Genomic DNA, 21,143 nt, shown 5'->3' on the forward strand with positions numbered 1-21,143 from the left:
TGGCGGAGTTCCCCGCATATCCTGATGCGGCATCGTCATATGGCGGGAATTCGGCGAATTTTGTCCCGGGAGCGCACGCAAAAAAGCCGCCTGGCGGCGGCTTGGGGGCTCGGACGCGTCAGTCGTCCTGCAGCACGGTTTCGCCGTCCCGTAGGGAGAGCTGGAAGGTTTTCAGCGGCCGGTGGCGGCGGATCCGTTCCGCCAATTCCGGCGAGTGGCTGGTTACCCACAGCTGGCTGTGGCGGCTGGCCTCGGCGATCAGCCTTGCCAGCGCAGGCAGCAGCGCGGGGTGCAGGCTGTTCTCCGGCTCGTTCAGCGCCATGAAGGCGGGCGGCCGCGGGCTGAGCAGCGCCACCGCCAGGCACAGGAAACGCAGCGTGCCGTCGGACAGCTCGGCGGCCTCCAGCGGCCGCAGCAGGCCGTCGCGCCGCATCAGCATCTGGAATCGTCCCTGCTGGGCGTCCACCAGGAAGCGGCTGTCGGGGAAGGCGTCCGTCAGCACGCTATGCAGCAGTTCGTGGTCGCCGATTTCGACAATGGTCTGGAATGCGGCGGCCAAGTTGGCGCCGTCATGCGCCAGCACCGGCGAGCGTATGCCCACCTGGGGCGCGCGCAGCGGCGAGCCGGGCCAGATGGCGAACTCGTGGTAGAAGCGCCAGTTGCGCAAGGTTTCGCGGACCTGAGACAGTTCCGGGTAGCGGTGCGGCTCGGCCAATTGGCCGAAGAGGGATTCCTCGGCGCGCAGGCTGGCGGGGTAGCTGTTGCGCTCGCCTTCCACGCCGCAGAGAAAGGCGGCCTGGTTGCGGCGCTCCAGCAGCAGCGTCGACGGCCGCCGGCCATGTCCGGCCAGCCACAGGCTTTCCTCTTTCACCAGCGGATCCAGCGCGAACAGGCTGCAGCTGGGTTCGGGATAGCCCAGTTGCAGCTCGTAGTCGTAGTCGTCCAGGCGCGCGGACAGGATCATCCGCTTCGGCACGCGGGCTTTGTCGCCGCGCCGGGTGCCGCCCGCCCACATCGCTTTCTGCGCGCCGCCTTCCGCGGCCAGCGCGGCGGACAGCCCGCCTTCTGCAGCCGCATGCAGCAACTGTATGGATTTGTACAGATTGGACTTGCCGCAGCCATTGGCGCCGACGACGACGTTGAGCGCGTCCAGCTCAAGCGTGAGCTTGCGGATCGAGCGAAAACCGGCGAGGGAAAGACTGTGTATCGGCATGAGGCGCGGTGGGGGAGAGACGGGAACCGGTGAGACCGGATGGCCGACAGACGGTTCCAGTCTTGGGTGAAGGTTGGCTGGGATAGGCTAAAGTGATTGGGTATTGATTATTGTCACAATGCCGCAGCGCGATCCTGTTAGCATATGCCTGCGTTGTCAGACAGTAGGGAACTCGTCAAGCGGCGCAGAGTCAGTTCCTTGATTTCCCGCCATGCCTTTTCTCCAAATTGTTCGGTTCGTTTCGTGAGGAATCGAACAATACTCCCCGTTTAAGGTTCGTTTTGTTTCGAAAGTGAAATATCTGTTAAATGCATATGGCATGCATATATTTTCACATAAAATCCATTGGCATTTTGATAGACTGCTGAGCAGAGCAAGCCTCTCGCTGCGCCATGCTGCATGACGCGCGGTGGATGGGCGCAGATAAGAACGGCGCCAATGTGACGAAATGTCCGTATCGCAATGATTTTTAATATTTTTGCAGAGGCAGGGGACGGGGAGGATAAAAAAAATGCGCGGTGCCTTGCGGCCCGCGCCAAGTCTACAAAGGAGAAATAGAGGAGAAACTATCAAGAAGCAATTGCTGCATCTCAAAGAGAACGGATTATCCGGATTGCGGTACCGAGTGTCAACATGTGCGTTTTCGAAAATGTCGAGAAATGTAAGTTTTTGTCGCTCCTTGATACATTGCCTGCCGGAATGCTTGATTTTCCTGGGCTTCAGCGCGTCGGCATAATAGGTTTTACGGCAGGCAGGAACGTGGCGGCTGTGCCACAATAGGCGTTTTCGATAGTTGCAGGATGTCAGCACCATGGACGCCGTCCGCCATATTCTTCCCGATCCGCGCCAGTATCACCCGCAGGTTTCCCTGACCAATCGCCTGATCCATCATGCCCAGTCGGCGCTGGACGCGCCGAGCGCGGACGACCGCGAGATGTGGCGGCAGGCGCTGGCGGGCGCGATGGACGAGATGCTGCAACGCGGCGAATTGCTGTCCATTTCCGTCGCGCTGGCGATGGTGCCGTCTCAAGCCTGCTATCAGGTGGTGTGGGATGCCTTGCGCCAGACCGTCGAGGGCGGGGATGCCGACGCGGCCTTGTTCGCGCTGCCGCTGGTGCTGGTGGCGGGCAGCCGCGAGCAGGCGACGCTGCCGGCCGAAATCGCCGACGTCGACGGCCTGAACGAGCTGCTGCGCCGGCATGGCGTGTTTTCCGCCGGCGGCGACGCGGCATTGTCCGGCGTGCTGCTGCATCCGGACAGCCTGACCGGCCTGGACGCCGCCAAGTTGTATCGGATGTCGCGGCAGGGCGGCGCGCGCGCCGATCTGCCGAACCAGCCGGCGCCGGTCACGGTGAAGGAGGAGGGCGTGTTCCTGCGCTACCTGCTGGGCGTGGCGACGTTGCGGGACGGCGAAGAGCCGCCGGTGAGGCTGGGCGGCTCGGTCGGCGCCTGGGGCATGCCGCTGATGAAGTTCCTGGGCGAGCAGCTGAAGACCGACGGCGTGACGCTGTTCCCCATCGCCCGCGCGCCGCTGCCGGCGATGCAGGCGCTGGTGGCCGGCAATTTTGCCCGCTTCGAGGTGGCGCTGCAGGTGTTCGCCAGCAGCCAGATCCGCCGCCTGCGCGAGCTGGACAAGGAGCCGGTGGCCATCCTGTCCGCCCACGACAACGGCGAGTTGCACTTCACCCTGTCGGCCAAAGGCGACGATCGCAACTGGGAAGGCTTCGTCTGGCCGCTGGCCTCGCTGGACAACGTCAAGCTGATCGAGGAGAACTTCCGCGAGCTGATGCGCGAGTGCCACGTGCGCGATGTGCACGTGTTGCCCGAATTGCAGCCGGAAAGCCGCGACGGCATTCCGCTGTTCTTCACCGCCGACGATCTGTAAGGCCACCGTCTCGGCATATCCGCCCCGCCTTGAGCGGGGCTTTTTTGCCTGTCAGCCGGTGGGGTCTTCCGCCCGCACCCAGGGCGCGCCGGCCAGTTTTTCCGCCAGATAGGCTATCAGCGCCTGCACCCGCGCCGGCCGGCCGCGTCCGGGCGGCGTCAGGATGTAGAGCGCGATCGGATCGACTTCCCAACCCGCCATCGCCGTTTCCAGCCGACCCGCCCGCAGGTCTTCCCAGACCAGGAATTCCGGCTGCAGCGCCAGTCCCAGGCCGGCCCTCAGCGCCGGGGTCAGCGCCTCGGCGTTGTTGACGCGCAGCGGCGACGGCGCCTCCAGCGCGAACTCCCCCTCTTCCGCATGCCGGAAACGCCAGTGGCGGCCTGGCGCGTTGCTGTACTGCAAGGCGCGGTGGTGGGCCAGCTCGCTCGGGTGCTCCGGTCTGCCATGGCGCTCGAAATACCCGGGCGCGCCGACCAGCAGGATGCGCACCGCGCACAGCCGCCGGGCCAGCAGGCTGGAGTCGGCCGGCGAGGCGATGCGCAGGGCCAGGTCCATCCGCTGCGCCACCAGGTCCACCTGTTCGTCGCTGAAGTGAAAATCGAGCTCCACCTCGGGATGACGCGCCATGAACTCCGGCAGCAGCGGCGCCAGGTGGGAGATGCCGAAGGACATCGGCGCGGCGACGCGCACCCTGCCGCGCAGGCTGCCGGATTGTTCCGCGACGTCTGCCTCCACCGCCTCGCCTTCCGCCAGGATGCGCGCCGCGCGCTCCAGCGCGGCGTCGCCGGCCGCCGTCAGCGCCAGCCGGCGCGAGGTGCGGTGCAGCAGCGTGGTTTTCATCCGCGCTTCCAGCCGGGTCACCGCCTTGGACACGGTGCCCTGGGACAGCGCCAGTTCGGCCGCCGCGCGGGCGAAGGAGCCGCATTCGGCCACTTTGGCGAAGATGGCCCAGGCTTCCAGATCGGGGAGTCGCTTCATGTGCATGCCGGAATAGGGAGAGGAGATACGCGCCGATTCTATCAGTCAACTGCCAGGATGGCGCATTGATCATGATAAAAATAGAAATGATGCTATTCAATCTATTCCATTTTAATCCTACTCCCGGCTGCTTATAGTGTGCGTATCCATTTCAGGAGACCGACATGATCGAACGCCGCCCCTTCGCCAGCTTGGGCGCAGCCCAACACGGATGGCTGGACGCCAAGCACCATTTCTCCTTCGCCGACTACCGCGATCCGGCGCGCATGCACTGGGGCGCGCTGCGGGTGTGGAACGACGACACCATCGCCGCCGGCAGCGGCTTCGCACCGCATCCGCACGCCGACATGGAGATCATCACCTATGTCCGCGAGGGCGCGATCAGCCACCAGGACAACCTGGGCAACCGCGGCCGCACCGAGGCCGGCGACGTGCAGGTGATGAGCGCCGGCAGCGGCATCGTCCATTCCGAATACAACCTGGAGCCTGTCGCCACCCGCATCTTCCAGATCTGGATCTATCCGGACAGCCGCGGCGGCGAGCCGTCTTGGGGCAGCAAGCCTTTTCCCAAGGCCGACCGCTCCGGCGCCTTCGTCGCGCTGGCCAGCGGCATGGATGGTGACGACGGCGCGCTGCCGATACGCGCCGACGCCCGGGTGCTGGGCGCCACGCTGAAGGCAGGCGAAAGCGCCGACTACCGGCTGGGCGCCGGCCGCCGCGGCTATCTGGTGCTGTCGGCCGGATCGGCCCGGGTGAACGGCGTGGCGCTGGAGACCGGCGACGGCGCGGCCATCCGCCATGAAGACCTGGTCCGCGTCGAGGCCGGCGAGGATGCCGAACTGATCCTGGTGGACACCCGGGAATGACACGCCTGGCGCGCAGGGGCGGCGGCCCCTCTGGCGCCGGCTCATCGAATCGGCCGCCGCCATGCACACAATGGAGAAACCGTGATGAAACCCACCGCTAGCGCCGCCCCCAGCCCGTTGCTGCTGACCCCGCGCGATCACACCTTGATCCTGATCGACTACCAGTCGCAGATGGCCTTCGCCACCCATTCCATCGATATCCCGACGCTGCGCAACAACGCCGGCCTGGTCGCCAGCGCCGCCGCCGGATTCGGCGTGTCCGCCATCCTCACCACCGTGGCCGAGAAAAGCTTTTCCGGCCCGATGTTCGACGAGGTGACCGCGCCGTTCCCGGACTTGCGCATGCTGGACCGCACGTCGATGAACACCTGGGAAGACGCCGCGGTGATCGACCGCGTCAACCAGATCGGCAAGGGCCGCATCGTGCTGGCCGGCCTGTGGACCAGCGTCTGCATCGTCGGGCCGGCGCTGTCCGCGCTGGACCAGGGCTTCGAGGTTTACGTGATCGCCGACGCCTGCGGCGACATTTCGGCCGAGGCGCACGAGCGCGCGATGCAGCGCATGGTGCAGGCCGGGGCGCGGCCCATCACTTCGCTGCAGTATCTGCTGGAACTGCAGCGCGACTGGGCGCGCACGGACACCTATGAGCTGACCACCGGCATCGCCGCCAAGCTGGGCGGCGGCTACGGCCTGGGCATCCGCTACGCGAAAACCATGTTCGGCGGCCACGAAGGCTGATTGCCGCGCCGCCGCCGGCCGCGCGTCCGCCGGCGGCGGCCGATATCCAGGGGAGAAGCCACCATGGCTATAGCTGATGTGATTCTGCGCAATGGCCGCATCGCCACGCTGGACCGGCGGCGGCCGCAGGCGAGCGCCGTCGCCGTCAAGGACGGCCGCTTCCTCGCGGTGGGGGAGGAGGCGGAGATCATGGCGCTGGCCGGGCCTACCACCCGCGTCGTCGATCTCAAGGGCCGCCGCGCGCTGCCCGGCCTGATCGACAACCACACCCATCTGGTGCGCGGCGGGCTCAACTTCAATATGGAGCTGCGCTGGGACGGCGTGCGCTCGCTGGCCGACGCGATGGACATGCTGCGGCGGCAGGTGGCCGTCACGCCCGCCCCGCAATGGGTGCGGGTGGTGGGCGGCTTCACCGAGCACCAGTTCGTCGAAAAGCGGCTGCCCACGCTGGACGAGATCAACGCCGTCGCGCCGGACACGCCGGTCTTCCTGCTGCACCTGTATGACCGCGCCCTGCTCAACGGCGCCGCGTTGCGCGCCGTCGGCTACGGCCTCGACACGCCGGCGCCGCCGGGCGGGGAGATCGTCCGCGACGGCGGCGGCAACCCTACCGGTCTGCTGTTGGCCAAGCCCAATGCCGCCATCCTGTATGCGACGCTGGCCAAGGGGCCCAAGCTGCCGTTCGACTACCAGCTCAACTCCACCCGCCACTTCATGCGCGAACTGAACCGCCTGGGCGTGACCGGCGTCATCGACGCCGGCGGCGGCTTCCAGAACTACCCGGACGATTACCAGGTGATCCGGCAACTGGCCGACGCCGGACAGATGACGGTGCGGCTGGCCTACAATCTGTTCACCCAGAAGCCGAAGGCGGAAAAGGAGGATTTCCTGGCCTGGACCGCCGGCGTCCGCTACAAACAGGGCGACGACTATTTCCGCCACAACGGCGCTGGCGAGATGCTGGTGTTTTCCGCCGCCGATTTCGAAGACTTCCGCCAGCCGCGGCCCGAGATGCCGGCGGAAATGGAGGGCGAGCTGGAAGAGGTGGTGCGCGTCCTGGCGCAGAACCGCTGGCCGTGGCGGCTGCACGCCACCTACGACGAAACCATCTCCCGCGCGCTGGACGTGTTCGAGAAGGTGGACCGCGACATCCCCTTGCAAGGGCTGAACTGGTTCTTCGACCACGCCGAGACCATCTCCGAGCGCTCGATGGACCGCATCGCCGCGCTGGGCGGCGGCATCGCGGTGCAGCACCGGATGGCCTACCAGGGCGAGTACTTCGTCGAGCGCTACGGCGCGGCGGCGGCCGAGGCCACGCCGCCGATCGCCCGCATGCTGGAAAAGGGACTGAAAGTGTCGGCCGGCACCGACGCCACCCGCGTCGCCTCCTACAATCCCTGGGTGTCGCTGGCGTGGATGATCACCGGCAAGACCGTAGGCGGCCTGCGGCTCTACCCGCAGCGCAACTGCCTGGACCGCGAAACCGCGCTGCGGATGTGGACCGAGCACGTGGCCTGGTTCACCGACGAGGAGGGCGGGCGCGGCCGCATCGAGGCCGGCCAGCTGGCCGACCTGGTCGTGCCGGACAAAGACTTCTTCTCCTGCCCGGAGGATGACATCTCCTTTCTGGTGTCGGAGCTGACCATGGTGGGCGGCCGCATCGTCTACGCCGCGGGCGGTTTCGCCGCGCTGGACGACAATCCTTTGCCGCCGGCGATGCCGGACTGGTCGCCGGCGCGGACCTTCAAGGGATACGCCGCCTGGGGCGATCCAGACGGCGCCGGCCGCCATTCGCTGCAGCGCCGGGCCGTGGCCGCTTGCGGCTGCGCCAATGCCTGCGGCCTGCACGGCCACCAGCATGCGCGGGCCTGGGGGACGGCGTTGCCGGTATCGGACGCCAAGGGTTTTTTCGGCGCGCTCGGCTGCTCCTGCTGGGCGGTGTGAGAGGCGCGGCAAGGCCTCGGCGAGCTTGCTTCACGTTAAGGTTTCGTTCCGGGCATTTGGTGTAGAATGCCCGGATCGTTAACCCTTTGATGGATGAGTCAAAGATGTTCGCTGCTGACCAGACGATCGCCAAATTCGACCCAGAACTCGCCGCCGCCATCGCGGCTGAATGCCAACGCCAGGAAGATCACATCGAGCTGATCGCCTCGGAAAACTACACCAGCCCGGCCGTCATGGAAGCCCAAGGCTCCCAGCTGACCAACAAGTACGCCGAAGGCTATCCGGGCAAGCGCTTCTACGGCGGTTGCGAGCATGTGGATGTCGTCGAGCAACTGGCCATCGACCGCGTCAAGCAGCTGTTCGGCGCCGAATACGCCAACGTGCAGCCGCACTCCGGCTCCCAGGCCAACCAGGCGGTGTACTTCTCCATCCTGAAGCCGGGCGACACCGTGATGGGCATGAACCTGGGCCACGGCGGCCACCTGACCCACGGCTCCCCGGCTAACCTGTCCGGCAAGATGTTCAACATCGTCGCCTACGGCCTGAACGACAAGGAAGAAATCGACTACGACGACATGGAGCGCGTGGCGATGGAAACCAAGCCGAAGCTGATCATCGGCGGCGCGTCCGCCTACGCGCTGCGCTTCGACTTCGAGCGCATGGGCCAGATCGCCAAGAAAGTCGGCGCCTACTTCATGGTCGACATGGCCCACTACGCCGGCCTGGTGGCCGCGGGCCTGTACCCGAACCCGGTGCCGCACGCCGACTTCGTGACCTCCACCACCCACAAGACCCTGCGCGGTCCGCGCGGCGGCATCATCCTGGCCAAGGCAGAGTTCGAGAAGAGCATCAACAGCAACGTGTTCCCGACGCTGCAGGGCGGTCCGCTGGAGCATGTGATCGCCGCCAAGGCCGTCGCCTTCAAGGAAGCGCTGCAGCCGGCATTCAAGGAATACCAGCAGCAGGTGCTGAAGAACGCCGCCATCATGGCCAAGACCCTGGCCGAGCGCGGTTTGCGCATCGTGTCCGGCCGCACCGAGAGCCACGTGTTCCTGGTGGACCTGCGCGCCAAGGGCCTGACCGGCAAGCAAGCCGACGCGCTGCTGGGCCGCGCCCACATCACCGTCAACAAGAACGCGATCCCGAACGATCCGGAAACCCCGTTCGTCACCTCCGGCATCCGCATCGGCTCCCCGGCCATCACCACCCGCGGCTTCAAGGAAGCCGAGGCCATCGAAGTGGCCAATATGGTCGCCGACGTGCTGGACAACCCGAACGACGACGCGCTGATCGCCCGCATCGCCGAGAAGGCCACCGCGCTGTGCCACCGCTTCCCGGTGTACGCCAAGTAATCGACCGGTTCGCCGGATGCAGAACAGCCGCCCCAGGGGCGGCTTTTTCTTTGCGCCAGGCCAGGCTTCGTCCATGGCCGGCGGTGCGGGCGGGCGGCATTGCTGATAACATCCAACTATTGCAACCCACAGGATTATTGTCATGAAATGCGCGTTTTGTGGCAACCCGGACACCCAGGTGATCGATTCCCGCGTCAGCGAGGACGGCAGCAGCATCCGCCGCCGCCGCCGCTGCCCGGCCTGCGACAAGCGTTTCACGACCTTCGAAACCGCCGATGTGCGCATGCCGCAGGTGGTGAAGACCGCCGGACACCGTTCCGAGTTCGACATCGAGAAAGTGCGCACCAGCTTCCTGCGCGCGCTGCACAAGCGGCCGGTGTCCACCACGCTGGTGGACGAGGCGATAGACCGCATCTGCCACAAGCTGCTGCAGCTGGGCGAGCGCGAGGTCAGCAGCCGCCAGATCGGCGAGATGGTGATGAACGAGCTGGCGCGGCTGGACAAGGTGGCTTATGTGCGTTTCGCGTCGGTTTACCGCAGCTTCCAGGATATTTCCGAGTTCACCGACGCGATCAAGGAAATCCAGAAGTCCTCGCATTGACGGCGGCATGGCCGCTTGATTAGCCTTGGTGATTCAATTGTCATTTTGCGAGACACCATGAGCGCCATCGTCCAGAAACGCATCGTCCTGCTGCCGCCCGACATCATTCACGCCGGGCGGCTGTTCGCATTGATAGATCAGAGCCGCGACACGCTGCGCGCCTGGCTGCCCTGGGTGGATGCCACCCGCAACGAGGAGGACAGCCGGCAGTTCCTGGCCGGCGTCGCCGAAGGCGCGCGCAATGGCTCGGTTTGCGCGAGCTGGCTGATCGAGCGGGATGGCGAACTGGCCGGCTGCATCGACATCCACGGCATCAGCAAGCTGCATCGCTCCGGCTTCCTGGGCTACTGGCTGGCCGATCGCTTCGTCGGCAAGGGCGTGATGAGCGAGGCCGCGGCGCAGGCGCTGGACATCGGTTTCGGCGCGCTGGAGCTGAACCGGATCGTCATCGTGGCCGGCGTGGAGAACGACCGCAGCCGCGCGGTGGCCGAACGCCTGGGCTTCGTCCGCGAGGGCGTGCAGCGCGAGGGGCTGCATCTGGACGGCCGTTATCATGATGCCTGCCAGTACAGCATGCTGGCCGGCGAGTGGCGGGCGCGGCGATGAGCCTGGTGGAGATCCGCCCGCCCGAGCCGGCGCGCGACGCCGCGCGGGTCTACGCGCTGATCGAGCGCCACCGCGCCACCTTGTCGCAATGGATGGCCGGCATCGTCAGGCCGCGATCGGCGGCGGATACCGAAGCCTTTCTTTGGTCGCAAGCGGAAGGCAATGAGGAAGGGCGCTGCGCGCACCGGGTAATACTGGTGGACGGCAAAATCGCAGGCATCTGTTCGCTGCACGGCATCAATGCCGCGCACCGCTACGCGCGCTTGGGCTACTGGCTGGCCGACAGCCATGTCGGCCGGGGGGTGATGTCGCGCGCGCTGGCGCTGCTGATGCGCTACGCTTTCGAGGAGCTGGGACTGCACCGGCTGGAGCTGGGCTGCGCGCCGGAAAACCTGCGCAGCTGCCGCGTCGCCGAGCGCCTGGGCTTCCGGCTGGAGGGCGAGCTGCGCGACGCGCAGTTCCTCAATGGACGTTTCTGGAATATGCGTTGTTACGGCCTGCTGGCCGATGAGTGGAAGAATCGAAGATGACGGACTACAGCGCCGACGACTACCTGTACATGCAGCGCGCGCTGCGCCTGGCCGAGGGCGCGACGCGCCGGGCCGCGCCCAATCCCGGCGTCGGCTGCGTGCTGGTCAATCATGGCCGGGTGGTGGGCGAGGGCGCGACGCTGGCGCTGGGTTCCGACCACGCCGAAGTCCAGGCGATCAAGGACTGCCTGGCGCGCGGCGAAAGCCCGCGCGGCGCCACCGCCTACGTGACGCTGGAACCCTGCAGCCACCACGGGCGCACGCCGCCCTGCGCGGAGAGGCTGGTCAAGGAGGGCGTCGCGCGGGTGGTGGCGGCGATGGTGGACCCCTATCATGAAGTGTCGGGCCGCGGCATCGCCATGCTGCGCGCCGCCGGCGTCGAGGCGTCTGCCGGGCTGATGGAAGCCCAGGCGCGGCGGGCGCACCGCGGCTTCCTGTCGCGCGTCGAGCGCGGCAGGCCCTGGGTCACGTTGAAGGCCGCCGCCACGCTGGACGGCAAGACCGCGCTGCTGAACGGCCGCAGCAAATGGATCACCGGGCCGGAGGCGCGGATGGACGTGCAGCGGCTGCGCGCCGCGCATTGCGCGATCCTCACCGGCAGCGGCACCGTGTTGGCCGACGATCCGCAGCTGACCGTGCGGGAACTGCAGGTGGCCTCGCAGCCCTGGCGGGTGGTGCTGGACGGCGATTTGCGCACTGATCCGGCCGCGCGCGTCTACCAGGGCGGCGGCGCCTGGCTGGCCAGTTGCGCGGCGGACGCGGGCCGCTTGGCGGCGTTCCGCGGGCGAGGGGTGGAGGTTTTGACGCTGGCGCGCCTGGGTGGCAAGGCGGATCTGGCTGATCTGCTGGCGCAGCTGGCCGGGCGTGGCGTCAACGAACTGATGGTGGAAGCCGGCGCCGGCCTCAACGGCGCCATGCTGCGGGCCGGGCTGGTGGACGAGATCGTGCTGTACCTGGCGCCGTCCCTGGCCGGCGACGCCGCGCGCGGGCTGTTCGCCTGGCCGGCGCTGGACGATCTGGCCGACAAGGTCGAACTGGATGTCGCCGACGTCGGCATGGTGGGGCGGGACCTGAGGCTGACGCTGCGCCCGCGCGGCGCTTAGCGCGCTTGTCCTCCCGCCGGCTCCGGCTGCGTTATCGCTATCGGGGCGGATGGTTTTCGCCGCAATGGGAGGACGCGATGGTTGCAAGGGCTTGGGCATGAATCCCCGCGAAGCGTCGCTGGACGCTTATCTGAAATTGATCGCCAGGCTGGGCGCGTCGGACGAAGTGGTGGCCGCGCGGCGGTCCATGCTGCGTCGCCTGCTGGCCAGGCTGGCCGGCGCGAAGCGCACCGCCGACGATTACCACGCGCATGTCGACGGCTTCGTCGCGTCTTGCGAGCCGGCGGAGCGGGTGCTGGCGGTCACCTGCGCCCGCGAGTTCTATTACTTCTGGCTGGACGACATGAAGAAAATGGTGGAGATGACCGCCCGCGCCGGTTTTTCCATCCACAATCCCGCCTTTCCTTGGCATGGGGATTTCGACACGCTGCTGGGCGCGATGCGCGAGTCGGGATTTTCGCGCTTCCCGCCGTCGCTGGGGCTGTATCTGGGCAAGTCGTTCGAGGACGGCGCCGGGGAGGCCGACATCCGCCAGCGCGAGCGCCAGCTGAAGGCGCTGCTGTTCCTGCTCGATCCCCATCCGCCGACATCCAGCCATTACCGCATGGGGGTGGACGCGCTTTTGCAGCACCTGCCCGAGGGCGCGCCCCGCCAGCAGCTGCTGACCCTGGTCCGCGAGTATTTCGGCTACTGGCAATCCTTTCCCTTTTCCCATCATCGCAACAGCGGAGCGCGCTGAAGTATTTGATGAGCAAAACTCATTCATTTTCCTTCATTCGCCAGCCGTCGCGCGGCGCTTCTACGCTTTGTCCATTGGGATGAGTCCCCGCGATTGACCGACCAGGCAGACGATGTGAACATGCATTTTCTACACAAAGGAGAATGCGATGGGAAATCAGACGGCCTATCAGAGCCTGACCCGCACGTTTGAGCGGCTGCACCGCTTCGGCCACCTGGGCGCGATCGCCAGCTGGGATCAGGCGGCGATGATGCCGGCCAAGGGCAACGAGGCGCGCGCCGCCGCCCAGGCCGAGCTGCAGGTGCTGATGCACCAGTTGATCACCTCTCCGGAACTGGAGCGGCAGCTGCAGCAAGCCGAGCAGGAGAATCTGAACGACGCGCAGCGCGCCAGCCTGCGCGAGATGCGCCGCGAATGGCAACAGGCCAATCTGCTGCCCGCCGAGCTGGTGGAAGCCAAGACGCTGGCCGCCTCCCGCTGCGAGCATGCCTGGCGCGAGCAGCGCAAGCACAACGACTGGCAAGGCTTCTTGCCGAATTTCCGCGAGGTGCTGAGGCTGGCGCGCGAGGAGGCCGCGCTGCTGGCAGAGGCGAACGGCGTCAGCCGCTACGACGCCTTGCTGGACAAGTACGAGCCGGACATGAAGAGCGCGGAGATCGCGCGCATTTTCGACGACGTGAAGTCCTGGTTGCCGAGCCTGATCGAGCGGGTCCGCGCCAAACAGGCCGGCGAGGCCGTGATCCGCCCGCAAGGGCCGTTCCCGGTCGAGCGGCAGCGCGAGCTGGGGCTGGAGGCGATGAAACTGCTGGGCTTCGATTTCGACGGCGGCAGGCTGGATGTCAGCACCCATCCGTTCTGCGGCGGGGTGCCGGAGGATGTGCGCATCACCACGCGCTACCGCGACGACGACTTCGCGCAGAGCCTGATGGGCATCATCCACGAGACCGGTCACGCCCGTTACGAGCAGGGCCTGCCGCGCGATCTGTTGGCGCTGCCGGTCGGCCGCGCCCGCTCGATGGGCATACACGAGAGCCAGAGCCTGTCGTTCGAAATGCAACTGGGCCGCAGCCAGGGCTTCCTGCAATTGCTCGCGCCGATGCTGCGCCGCCATTTCGGCGACCAGCCCGCCTTCGAGGCCGGCAATCTGGCCCGGCTGTTCACCCGGGTGGAGCCCGGCTACATCCGCGTCGACGCCGACGAGCTGTGCTACCCGGCGCACGTGATCCTGCGCTTCGAGATCGAGCGCGCGCTGATCGACGGCGAGATCGAGGCCGAGGACGTGCCGGCGCTGTGGGACCAGAAGATGATGGCCTACCTGGGCGTGGACACGCGCGGCAACTACCGCGAAGGCTGCCTGCAGGACATCCACTGGACCGACACCTTCGGTTACTTCCCCAGCTACACGCTGGGCGCGATGTACGCGGCGCAATACTTCGCGACGATGCGCCGGCTGGATCCCGCGCTGGACGGGAAAATCGGCAGCGGCGAACTGGAGCCGGTGTTCGGCTGGCTGCGCGACCACATCTGGAGCCAGGGCAGCCGCTGGAGCACCGACGAACTGGTTCGGCGCGCCACCGGCGAGGCGCTGAACCCGGCCCACTACCGCGCCCACCTTGAGGCGCGCTATCTGGGTTAAGGGCTGTTGGCGCTCAGGCGCATGCCATCTGCGATTGCAGATGGCCGCGCCAATCCGCGAACTGGACCTCTTCCCGCCCCGGGTAGGCCGGCACCACCTGGCGGCGCGCTGTCGTCGCGCAGCGCCCGCAGGCGATCAAGGATGCCGGGACAGGATGGAATGGCCAGGTTTTGCAGCAGTTGCTCGCGCTGAACATGGTCCAGTTCGATGGCCATGGCTGTGGCCTGTCGTGGTGGGCGCCGTGGCAGACTAGCGGCAGGCCATGTCATGGCGCTTTGGATTGTCAATGAAATCAGACGATTATGGTGTTTCATCGTCCAGCAGGAATGATTCCAGCATGGCTGCCATGCTTTCTGGCTGCTCCCATTGCAGCATGTGTCCGGCGCCGGCCACCGTCGCCTCGCTGAGACGGGAGAAGCAGGCGCGGCGCTGGTCCAGCGTGGCCAGCACGTCGTTGACGATGGGGTGGTCGAACGGGTGCTCGCCCAGCAGCCATAGCACCGGCGCGGTGATGCGGCGCCAGCAGGCCATCGCTTCCTCCAGCCGGTACAAGACCGGATTGACCATCTTGTGGCGGGGATCGGCGCGGTAGACGAAGCCGCCATCGACAGGGCGGGTCAGCTCGGCGGCCAGCCAGCGTGCCCGTTCGGGCGTCAGCATCGGGTTGCGCGCGACCAGCTTGTTCGCCGCCTGTTCCAGGCTTGCCATCGGCTCGAAGCCGATGGATTGGCTGGTTTCCCTCAGCCAACGGCCATAGCGGCCGGGGGCCTCGGACGGTCGGGTCGGATTGAGGCCGAAACCTTCCGCCAGCACCAGCTTTTCTATCCTCTGCGGACAGACGCCGGCGTAGATGCCGGCGATCATCGCGCCCATGCTGTGGCCCAGCAGATTCACCGGACGCCCGGGCGACAGCTGGCGCAGCAAGTCGTCCAGATCGGCGAGGTAATCGGGAAAATAGTAACTGCCATCGTTCCACTGGCTGTCGCCGAAACCGCGCCAGTCCGGCGCCACCACCTGCCATTCGCTGGAGAGCGCGTCCACCATGAATTGAAAGGTGGCTGAGCTATCCATCCAGCCATGAAGCAATATCAGAAGCGGCGCGTGCTCGGGGCCCCATCGGCGCAGGTGATGGCGGCGCCGGTTGAGCGTCAGATACTGGCTGGAGGAAGGGGTCATGCCTGGCATTCCCGATGAGGTGGAGCCGCCCAGTGTAAACGCATGCCGGCCTGGCGGGTAGTGAGGCGGATCGGCACGGAGCCAATCTCAAGCCGCTTGAAATGAAGATGTCATCAATGTTTATATTTCAGGTGGAATTTGGTGATATTTTTAAATTATATATTTAAGATCTTGTCAGATTGATGCAAGAATACTACAGCTTGACCTTTCGATTCCGGATCGGCGATTTCCAATAAAAACACTTATATATCAATGATTTGAGTTTAAACTTCGCCTGAGTTTTAGCGTAAGCGTGTGTTGAAAGTTCTGTCCGGTTTGGTTTAACCTAGCGTCTCCATCACACCTACTCCGCGCTGCAGAGGACTTCCTCACCGGCTCGCCAGGCGTGATGAGAGCTGAGCATTGTCCAGTCATGACGTGGGATCAGGATGCCGCTGAAGCGGGCCCGATTTCCTATCTTCTGGTACCGCACCCTCCCTTTTTTTCAATCTGATGACGAATGGTCTTCAGATTATGTTGATAAGATTTGATGTATTTTGTGAAATCTGATCATCTGTTTGCTAACAGATAGGGGCGTGCAACCGGGGTGTCAGATGGACGCGGCGAGGGAGCATCTCAAGCGCGGGCAGGAATCGCAAGATTGTCGAAGATGCCTTGACGTGTCGGACCGCTCTTCAACTTCTGCCCCTGGGGCAGACAATCGGGCAAACGCACTGCCTGCAAATTCAACGGAGACTTTTAAATGAAACAGATCGTAACTGCTGCGCTGATCGGCCTGGGCGTGTACTCTTCCGGCGCCATGGCCGCCGATGGCAAAATCACCGTCACTGGAAACATCGTGGCTCAGACCTGCAACATCGCGGGCACTTCCGGTCAGAACGTAACCGTGACCCTGCCGACCGTCGGCGCTTCCGCTCTGGCCAGCTCCGGCCAGACCGCCGGCGCCACGCCGTTCGCGATCAACCTGAGCAACTGCCCGAGTGGTCTGAAGAACGCGCAAACCCGCTTTGAAGTGGGCCCGACCGTCAACCCGACCTCCGGCAACCTGCTGAACAGCACCGGCGCGGGCTCCGCCACCAACGTTGAAGTTCAACTGCTGAACAACAATTTCAACGCCATCAATCTGAGCACCAACGCCAATTCCCAAGTGGTGCCGATCAGCGGCGGCTCCGCCACCATGGGTTACTACGCCCAGTACATCGCCACTGGCGCCGCCGGCGCGGGTTCGGTGAACACCAGCGTTCAGTACTCGATGACCTACCAATAAAACGGCGTCATGCGGCAGGCGGCTCAGCGTGAGCCGCCTGCCGATCTTTTTTGCATGGAGGCGGGGTTGGAAATGAAACAGGCAGTATGGCGAGGAGCGCTTGCTCTTGCGATTGCGGGATCGGCATGGACCGGCGCGGCTTCGGCCGGCGTGGTGGTGTCCGGCACCCGCGTCGTGTACAAGGCCGAGGACCGCGAGGTGACCGTCAAGGTCAACAATCCCGGCAAGGAGCCTTCCTTGGTGCAGGTGTGGGCCGACAAGGGCAATGAGAAGTCCGTGCCCGATACCGCCGATGCGCCTTTCCTGATCATGCCGCCGATTTTCCGTGTCGATCCTGCCAAGGGCCAGACCCTGAGACTGACCTTCACCGGCGCGGATCTGCCCAAGGAACGCGAGTCGGTGTTCTGGCTGAACGTGCTGGATGTGCCGCCGCTGCCCAAGGCCGCGAGCGAGCAGCGCAATTTCATGCAAGTCGCTTTCCGTTCTCGCATCAAGCTGTTCTATCGCCCCGTCGGCCTGCCGGGCACGCCGGACGAAGCGGCCGACAAGCTTTCCTGGTCTTTGCTGCCGCAGGCCGGCGGCAAGGGCTACATGCTGCGAGCCTCCAATCAGGCCGCGTACCACGTTTCGCTGAACCGGGCGGTTCTGCTGGTGGGCAAACATGAATATGAAACCGACGGCGGCATGGTTCCGCCGGGCGGCAGCCACGATTTCGCGCTGAAGGATCTGAAACTCAAGCCGGAAGGCGCTTTGAAGCTCAACTACGAGAGCATCAATGATTACGGTGCCCCGGTCGCGCACAGCATATCCCTCGCTCACTGATCATCCCGCTCGAGCCAGCCTGGCCCGCGCGCACCCGCAGGACTCAACCAGCCATGACGCACATGACGACACGACAGCCCGCTCGACGGTGGGATCTCAGCCCGCTCAGCCTGCTGATTTTCGGGCTGTTTGGCGGCCAGGCTACCTGGGCGGACGGGCCTGCGGCGGTCGCCGCAGCGCAGGATGAGGTGCAGTTCAACCCGGTGTTCATCAATCAGAACGCCAATGGGAAAAAGGTGGATCTCAGCCGTTTCAACCAGATGGGCGGCGCGTTTCCCGGCAATTACCGGGCCGATGTCTTCGCCAACGCGGCCTGGATCGGCCGCCGCGACGTGCAGATGAAGGAGCAGGACGAGGGCAGGGTGCTGGCCTGCTTCAACCGAGCGATGCTGGACGACCTGGGCGTGGATTTTTCCCGGCTGCCGCAGTCCGCCGCGGTGCCGGGCCGAGATGAGCCGAGCCGCTGCGTGGATATCGCTGCCGTGGTGCCGGGCGCGTTTTCCAGCTTCAACAGCGGCGATCTGCGGTTGGATGTCAGCATTCCCCAGAAATACCTGCGGGCCAAGGCGCGCGGCTACGTCGCGCCGGAATACTGGGACGCGGGCGCCCCGTTCGCCGGCTTCCTCAATTACAACGCCAATAGCTACCGTTACGATAACGGCGGTGCCGGCAAATCTACCCAGTATTATCTCGGCGCCAACGCGGGCCTCAACATGGGCTTGTGGCGTTTCCGCTATAACGGTTCGCTGACCCAGCAGGATAACGGCAAGGGCCAGCGCCAGCGCAGCTATCAAAGCGCTTCGGCCTACACCCAGCGCGATGTGACTGCCTGGAGCTCCGTGCTGACCCTGGGCGATTACTTCACGCCGTCCGACATGTTCAGCAGCGCGCCATTCCGCGGCGTGCAGCTGAGCTCCGATGACCGGATGCTGCCCGAATCGCTGCAGGGTTATGCGCCGGTGGTGCGCGGCGTGGCCGAGACCAATGCCAAAGTGTCCGTTCGGCAGAATGGCAACCTGATTTATGAAAACGTGGTGCCGCCGGGCGAATTCAGCATCGACGACCTCTACAACACCGGCTTTTCGGGCGACCTGGAAGTGACGGTCACCGAGGCGGATGGCCGCGTGCGCAAATTCGTCGTGCCCTATGCCTCCGTGCCCCAGCTGCTGCGCGAAGGGCAGTCCCGTTACGCGGTCACCGCCGGCCAATGGCGAGACAGCACGCTGAACAAGCGGCCGAACTTCGTGCAGGCGACCTATCAGCGCGGCATCAGCAACAGCCTGACCCTGTATGGTGGCCTGATCGCAGCCGACCGCTACCAGTCGGCGCTGTTCGGCTCCGGCGTGAATACCCCGTGGGGCGCGCTGGCGCTGGACGTGACCCAGTCCTGGGCCAGCGATCTGCCGTTCAATGCCAGCAGCAGCACGATGCAGGGCCAGAGTTACCGGGTGACCTATAGCAAGCTGATGGAGGCGACGCGCACCAACTTCACGGTCGCCGCCTATCGCTTTTCCACCGCGGGCTTCCTTGAGCTGCGCGACTATGCCAGCCTGATCAACCAGGTCGGCGTGGTCTACCGCGCCAAGAACAAGTTTCAGCTGAATGCCGACCAGCCCTTGGGCGACGGCCGCGGGCACGTGTTCCTGACAGGATCCACGCAGGATTACTGGAACCAGAAGGGCCGCGACCTGACTTACCAGTTGGGTTACAGCAACAGCTTCAAGTCGGTGAGCCTGAATCTGTCCGCCGGCCGCACCCAGGATTCGACCGGCCGCATCGTCAACCAGTACATGCTGAGCCTGTCCATGCCCTTGGGCCGCGAGCCGTCGTCTCCGCTGCTGAGCAGCAGCGTCAGCGGCAGCAGCGACCGCAGCGGCAGCGCCCAAGTCAACCTGAGCGGCACCACCGGCGAGCTGCGCAACCTCAGCTACAACGTCTACGCCAATGCCAACCGCGACCGCGCGGGCGCCAACAGCAGCGGCGGCGGCGGCAGCGTGCAGTACGCGACCTCGGTGGCCACGCTCACCGCCGGCGCCAGCGCCAGCGGCAGCACCTCGCAGGCCAACGCGGGCATCAGCGGCGCGCTGGTGTTCCACCCGGGCGGCGTGACCGCGGCTCAATCGCTGGGCGAATCCTTCGCCGTAGTCGAGGCGCCGGGCGCGGAAGGCGCCGCGGTGAGCAACACCAACGGCGTTCGCGTCAACAAGAGCGGTTATGCGGTGGTGTCGTCGCTGATGCCGTATCGCCAGAATGAAATCACGCTCGATCCCAAGGGCATGAGCCAGGATGTGGAGCTGCAGGAAACCAGCGTGCAGGACGCGCCGCGCGCCGGCGCCATCGTGATGCTGAAGTTCAATACCCAGCAGGGCAAGCCGGTGATCGTGGCGCTGAAGCGGCCGGACGGCAGCCATCTGCCGGTGGGCGCGACTGTCAGCGGCGGCAATGGCGAGGACTTCCTCACCATGGTGGGGCAAGGCGGGCGCGCTTTCCTGCGCGGCATGGAAGGCAAGCAGCTGATGGCCAGCTGGGGCAGCGAAGCGGGCCAGCAATGCCGCTTCAGCTACCAATTGCCGCAGAAGCAGGCGGATGCCGTCTGCGCGCCGCAATGAGGCCCGGAAAGGGCAGCCAGAGATACCGGGAAAGCGATAGGAATATGAAAAAACTGATTTGCCGAGGATTGCGGGGATGGCTGTTGGCCTTGCTGTTGGCCATGCCGCTGACCAGCCACGCGCTGGGCTGCTGGAATGGAAGCAACAGCTCCGGCAACGTCACGTCCACTTTCAACCTGCCCGGCAACTTGTTCGTCTCTGCCAACGCGCCGGTCGGAACCATCATCTGGCAATCGTCATTGCAGAATCTCAGCCTGTATTGCTCGCAGAGCATAGGCGAAAACGTGTATTTCTGGGTGAATCCGAAGAGGGCGACGCTGGCGCCTGGGCTGCAGATCGGCATTATTTTCAATGGCCAGACCTATACCCAGAGCAGCGGCGCCATCGACACCGGCATTTACGTGCCGCGGGGAGGCTACGTCAATACCGTCCTGCAATACTCCATCGTGCTGCTGAAGACCGCGGGCGCGCCGTCCAGCGGCTCTTCCTCGATCAACCAGTACTCGGTGTTCCAGCTGGACGGCATCGGCGGCATCAACGCCGCGCCGGGCATCAACTTCAACCAGCTGATCAACGGCAGCGTGACTTTCACGCCCGGCGGCACCTGCGATCTGAGCGCCAACGGCCAGTACACGATCAATCTGCCGACTGTCGCCAGCGGACAGTTTCCGGCGGTGGGCAGCGCGATGTCGCGCAATGCTTTCACCATCAGCGCCGTCAATTGCTCCACCGGCGTCAGGACGGCGACTTTCCGCTTCTCGGGAACGGCCGATTCCAACAACCCGGTGTTGTTCGCCAACACCGGCGGTACGGCGCGGGGCGTGGCCATCAATCTGGGCAGCTCGGCCGACGGCGCCAACATCGGCGCCAACACCACCAACAATACCCGGGTGGTGAACGTGCAGTCTCAGCAAGCGCAGCTGGGCTTGTTCGTGGAATACATGCGGACGGCGAACATCGTGCCGGGAAGCTTGCAGACGGCGGTGACGATAGACATGCTGTACCAGTAGGCGGCCCCTCCGCCGGCAATGAAAAAAGCCTTCGGCTGTTCGCGCCGAAGGCTTTTTTGCGTTGCGCC

At 65.3% G+C, this 21,143-nt stretch carries 19 protein-coding genes; 15 read left to right on the forward strand and 4 right to left on the reverse strand.

What is annotated here, in order from left to right; genetic code table 11:
* Positions 1-118: 118 nt before the first annotated feature.
* Positions 119-1,213 (reverse strand): AAA family ATPase, encoded by a 1,095-nt coding sequence (locus CV_RS06200; RefSeq protein ID WP_011134834.1) that lies wholly within the window; start codon positions 1,211-1,213, stop codon positions 119-121.
* Between the two features lie 811 nt (positions 1,214-2,024).
* Between CV_RS06200 and CV_RS06205 the strand changes: the two genes are divergently transcribed.
* Entirely contained in the window at positions 2,025-3,098 is a 1,074-nt protein-coding gene (locus CV_RS06205) for a hypothetical protein (protein ID WP_011134835.1), read from the forward strand.
* Between the two features lie 51 nt (positions 3,099-3,149).
* On the opposite strand, the gene CV_RS06210 is transcribed toward CV_RS06205, so the two are convergent.
* Positions 3,150-4,076, reverse strand: a complete 927-nt coding sequence (locus CV_RS06210; RefSeq protein WP_011134836.1) for a LysR family transcriptional regulator — start codon at positions 4,074-4,076, stop codon at positions 3,150-3,152.
* Positions 4,077-4,240: 164 nt separating this feature from the next.
* Here CV_RS06210 and CV_RS06215 point away from each other — a divergent pair, with 164 nt between their 5' ends.
* The 10 genes from CV_RS06215 to CV_RS06260 all read left to right on the forward strand — a co-directional run bounded on the left by CV_RS06215 (position 4,241) and on the right by CV_RS06260 (position 14,191).
* Positions 4,241-4,942 (forward strand): pirin family protein, encoded by a 702-nt coding sequence (locus CV_RS06215; protein WP_011134837.1) that lies wholly within the window; start codon positions 4,241-4,243, stop codon positions 4,940-4,942.
* 84 nt (positions 4,943-5,026) lie between these two features.
* On the forward strand, positions 5,027-5,680 hold the full coding sequence (locus CV_RS06220; RefSeq protein WP_011134838.1) for a hydrolase: 654 nt from the start codon (positions 5,027-5,029) through the stop codon (positions 5,678-5,680).
* Between the two features lie 63 nt (positions 5,681-5,743).
* Positions 5,744-7,624 carry an amidohydrolase gene (locus CV_RS06225; protein WP_011134839.1) on the forward strand — a complete coding sequence of 627 codons (1,881 nt, stop codon included), beginning with the start codon at positions 5,744-5,746 and terminating at the stop codon, positions 7,622-7,624.
* Positions 7,625-7,728: 104 nt separating this feature from the next.
* Positions 7,729-8,976: a serine hydroxymethyltransferase gene (gene glyA / locus CV_RS06230; protein WP_011134840.1), complete on the forward strand. Its 1,248-nt coding sequence runs from the start codon at positions 7,729-7,731 to the stop codon at positions 8,974-8,976.
* Positions 8,977-9,118: 142 nt separating this feature from the next.
* Positions 9,119-9,577, forward strand: coding sequence for a transcriptional regulator NrdR (nrdR, locus tag CV_RS06235; protein WP_011134841.1), 459 nt, complete (start codon positions 9,119-9,121; stop codon positions 9,575-9,577).
* A 57-nt stretch (positions 9,578-9,634) separates the two neighbouring features.
* On the forward strand, positions 9,635-10,183 hold the full coding sequence (locus CV_RS06240) for a GNAT family N-acetyltransferase (protein WP_052278774.1): 549 nt from the start codon (positions 9,635-9,637) through the stop codon (positions 10,181-10,183).
* A complete protein-coding gene (locus CV_RS06245; protein ID WP_140411145.1) occupies positions 10,180-10,713 on the forward strand; it encodes a GNAT family N-acetyltransferase in 534 nt (177 codons plus the stop codon). The genes CV_RS06240 and CV_RS06245 overlap by 4 nt, the downstream gene beginning before the upstream one ends.
* A complete protein-coding gene (ribD, locus tag CV_RS06250; protein ID WP_011134844.1) occupies positions 10,710-11,816 on the forward strand; it encodes a bifunctional diaminohydroxyphosphoribosylaminopyrimidine deaminase/5-amino-6-(5-phosphoribosylamino)uracil reductase RibD in 1,107 nt (368 codons plus the stop codon). The genes CV_RS06245 and ribD overlap by 4 nt, the downstream gene beginning before the upstream one ends.
* 97 nt (positions 11,817-11,913) lie before the next feature.
* Complete coding sequence (locus tag CV_RS06255) at positions 11,914-12,555, forward strand: hypothetical protein (RefSeq protein ID WP_011134845.1); 642 nt, start codon at positions 11,914-11,916, stop codon at positions 12,553-12,555.
* A gap of 148 nt (positions 12,556-12,703) precedes the next feature.
* Complete coding sequence (locus tag CV_RS06260) at positions 12,704-14,191, forward strand: carboxypeptidase M32 (RefSeq protein WP_011134846.1); 1,488 nt, start codon at positions 12,704-12,706, stop codon at positions 14,189-14,191.
* Here CV_RS06260 and CV_RS06265 read toward each other — a convergent pair.
* Both CV_RS06265 and CV_RS06270 read right to left on the reverse strand, forming a co-directional pair.
* Complete coding sequence (locus CV_RS06265; protein ID WP_147296207.1) at positions 14,188-14,406, reverse strand: hypothetical protein; 219 nt, start codon at positions 14,404-14,406, stop codon at positions 14,188-14,190. The genes CV_RS06260 and CV_RS06265 overlap by 4 nt on opposite strands.
* Positions 14,407-14,491: 85 nt before the next feature.
* Entirely contained in the window at positions 14,492-15,367 is an 876-nt protein-coding gene (locus CV_RS06270; protein ID WP_043595652.1) for an alpha/beta fold hydrolase, read from the reverse strand.
* A gap of 742 nt (positions 15,368-16,109) precedes the next feature.
* Here CV_RS06270 and CV_RS06275 point away from each other — a divergent pair.
* The 4 genes from CV_RS06275 to CV_RS06290 all read left to right on the forward strand — a co-directional run bounded on the left by CV_RS06275 (position 16,110) and on the right by CV_RS06290 (position 21,075).
* Positions 16,110-16,634, forward strand: coding sequence for a fimbrial protein (locus tag CV_RS06275; protein WP_011134848.1), 525 nt, complete (start codon positions 16,110-16,112; stop codon positions 16,632-16,634).
* 72 nt (positions 16,635-16,706) lie between these two features.
* A complete protein-coding gene (locus CV_RS06280; RefSeq protein ID WP_011134849.1) occupies positions 16,707-17,456 on the forward strand; it encodes a fimbrial biogenesis chaperone in 750 nt (249 codons plus the stop codon).
* A gap of 62 nt (positions 17,457-17,518) precedes the next feature.
* Positions 17,519-20,065, forward strand: a complete 2,547-nt coding sequence (locus CV_RS06285; RefSeq protein ID WP_043595654.1) for a fimbria/pilus outer membrane usher protein — start codon at positions 17,519-17,521, stop codon at positions 20,063-20,065.
* A 44-nt stretch (positions 20,066-20,109) separates the two neighbouring features.
* Positions 20,110-21,075: a fimbrial protein gene (locus CV_RS06290; RefSeq protein WP_158303302.1), complete on the forward strand. Its 966-nt coding sequence runs from the start codon at positions 20,110-20,112 to the stop codon at positions 21,073-21,075.
* Positions 21,076-21,143: the final 68 nt, after the last annotated feature.

Origin of the sequence: Chromobacterium violaceum ATCC 12472, from assembly GCF_000007705.1 — a bacterium.
Taxonomy (GTDB): Bacteria; Pseudomonadota; Gammaproteobacteria; order Burkholderiales; family Chromobacteriaceae; genus Chromobacterium; species Chromobacterium violaceum.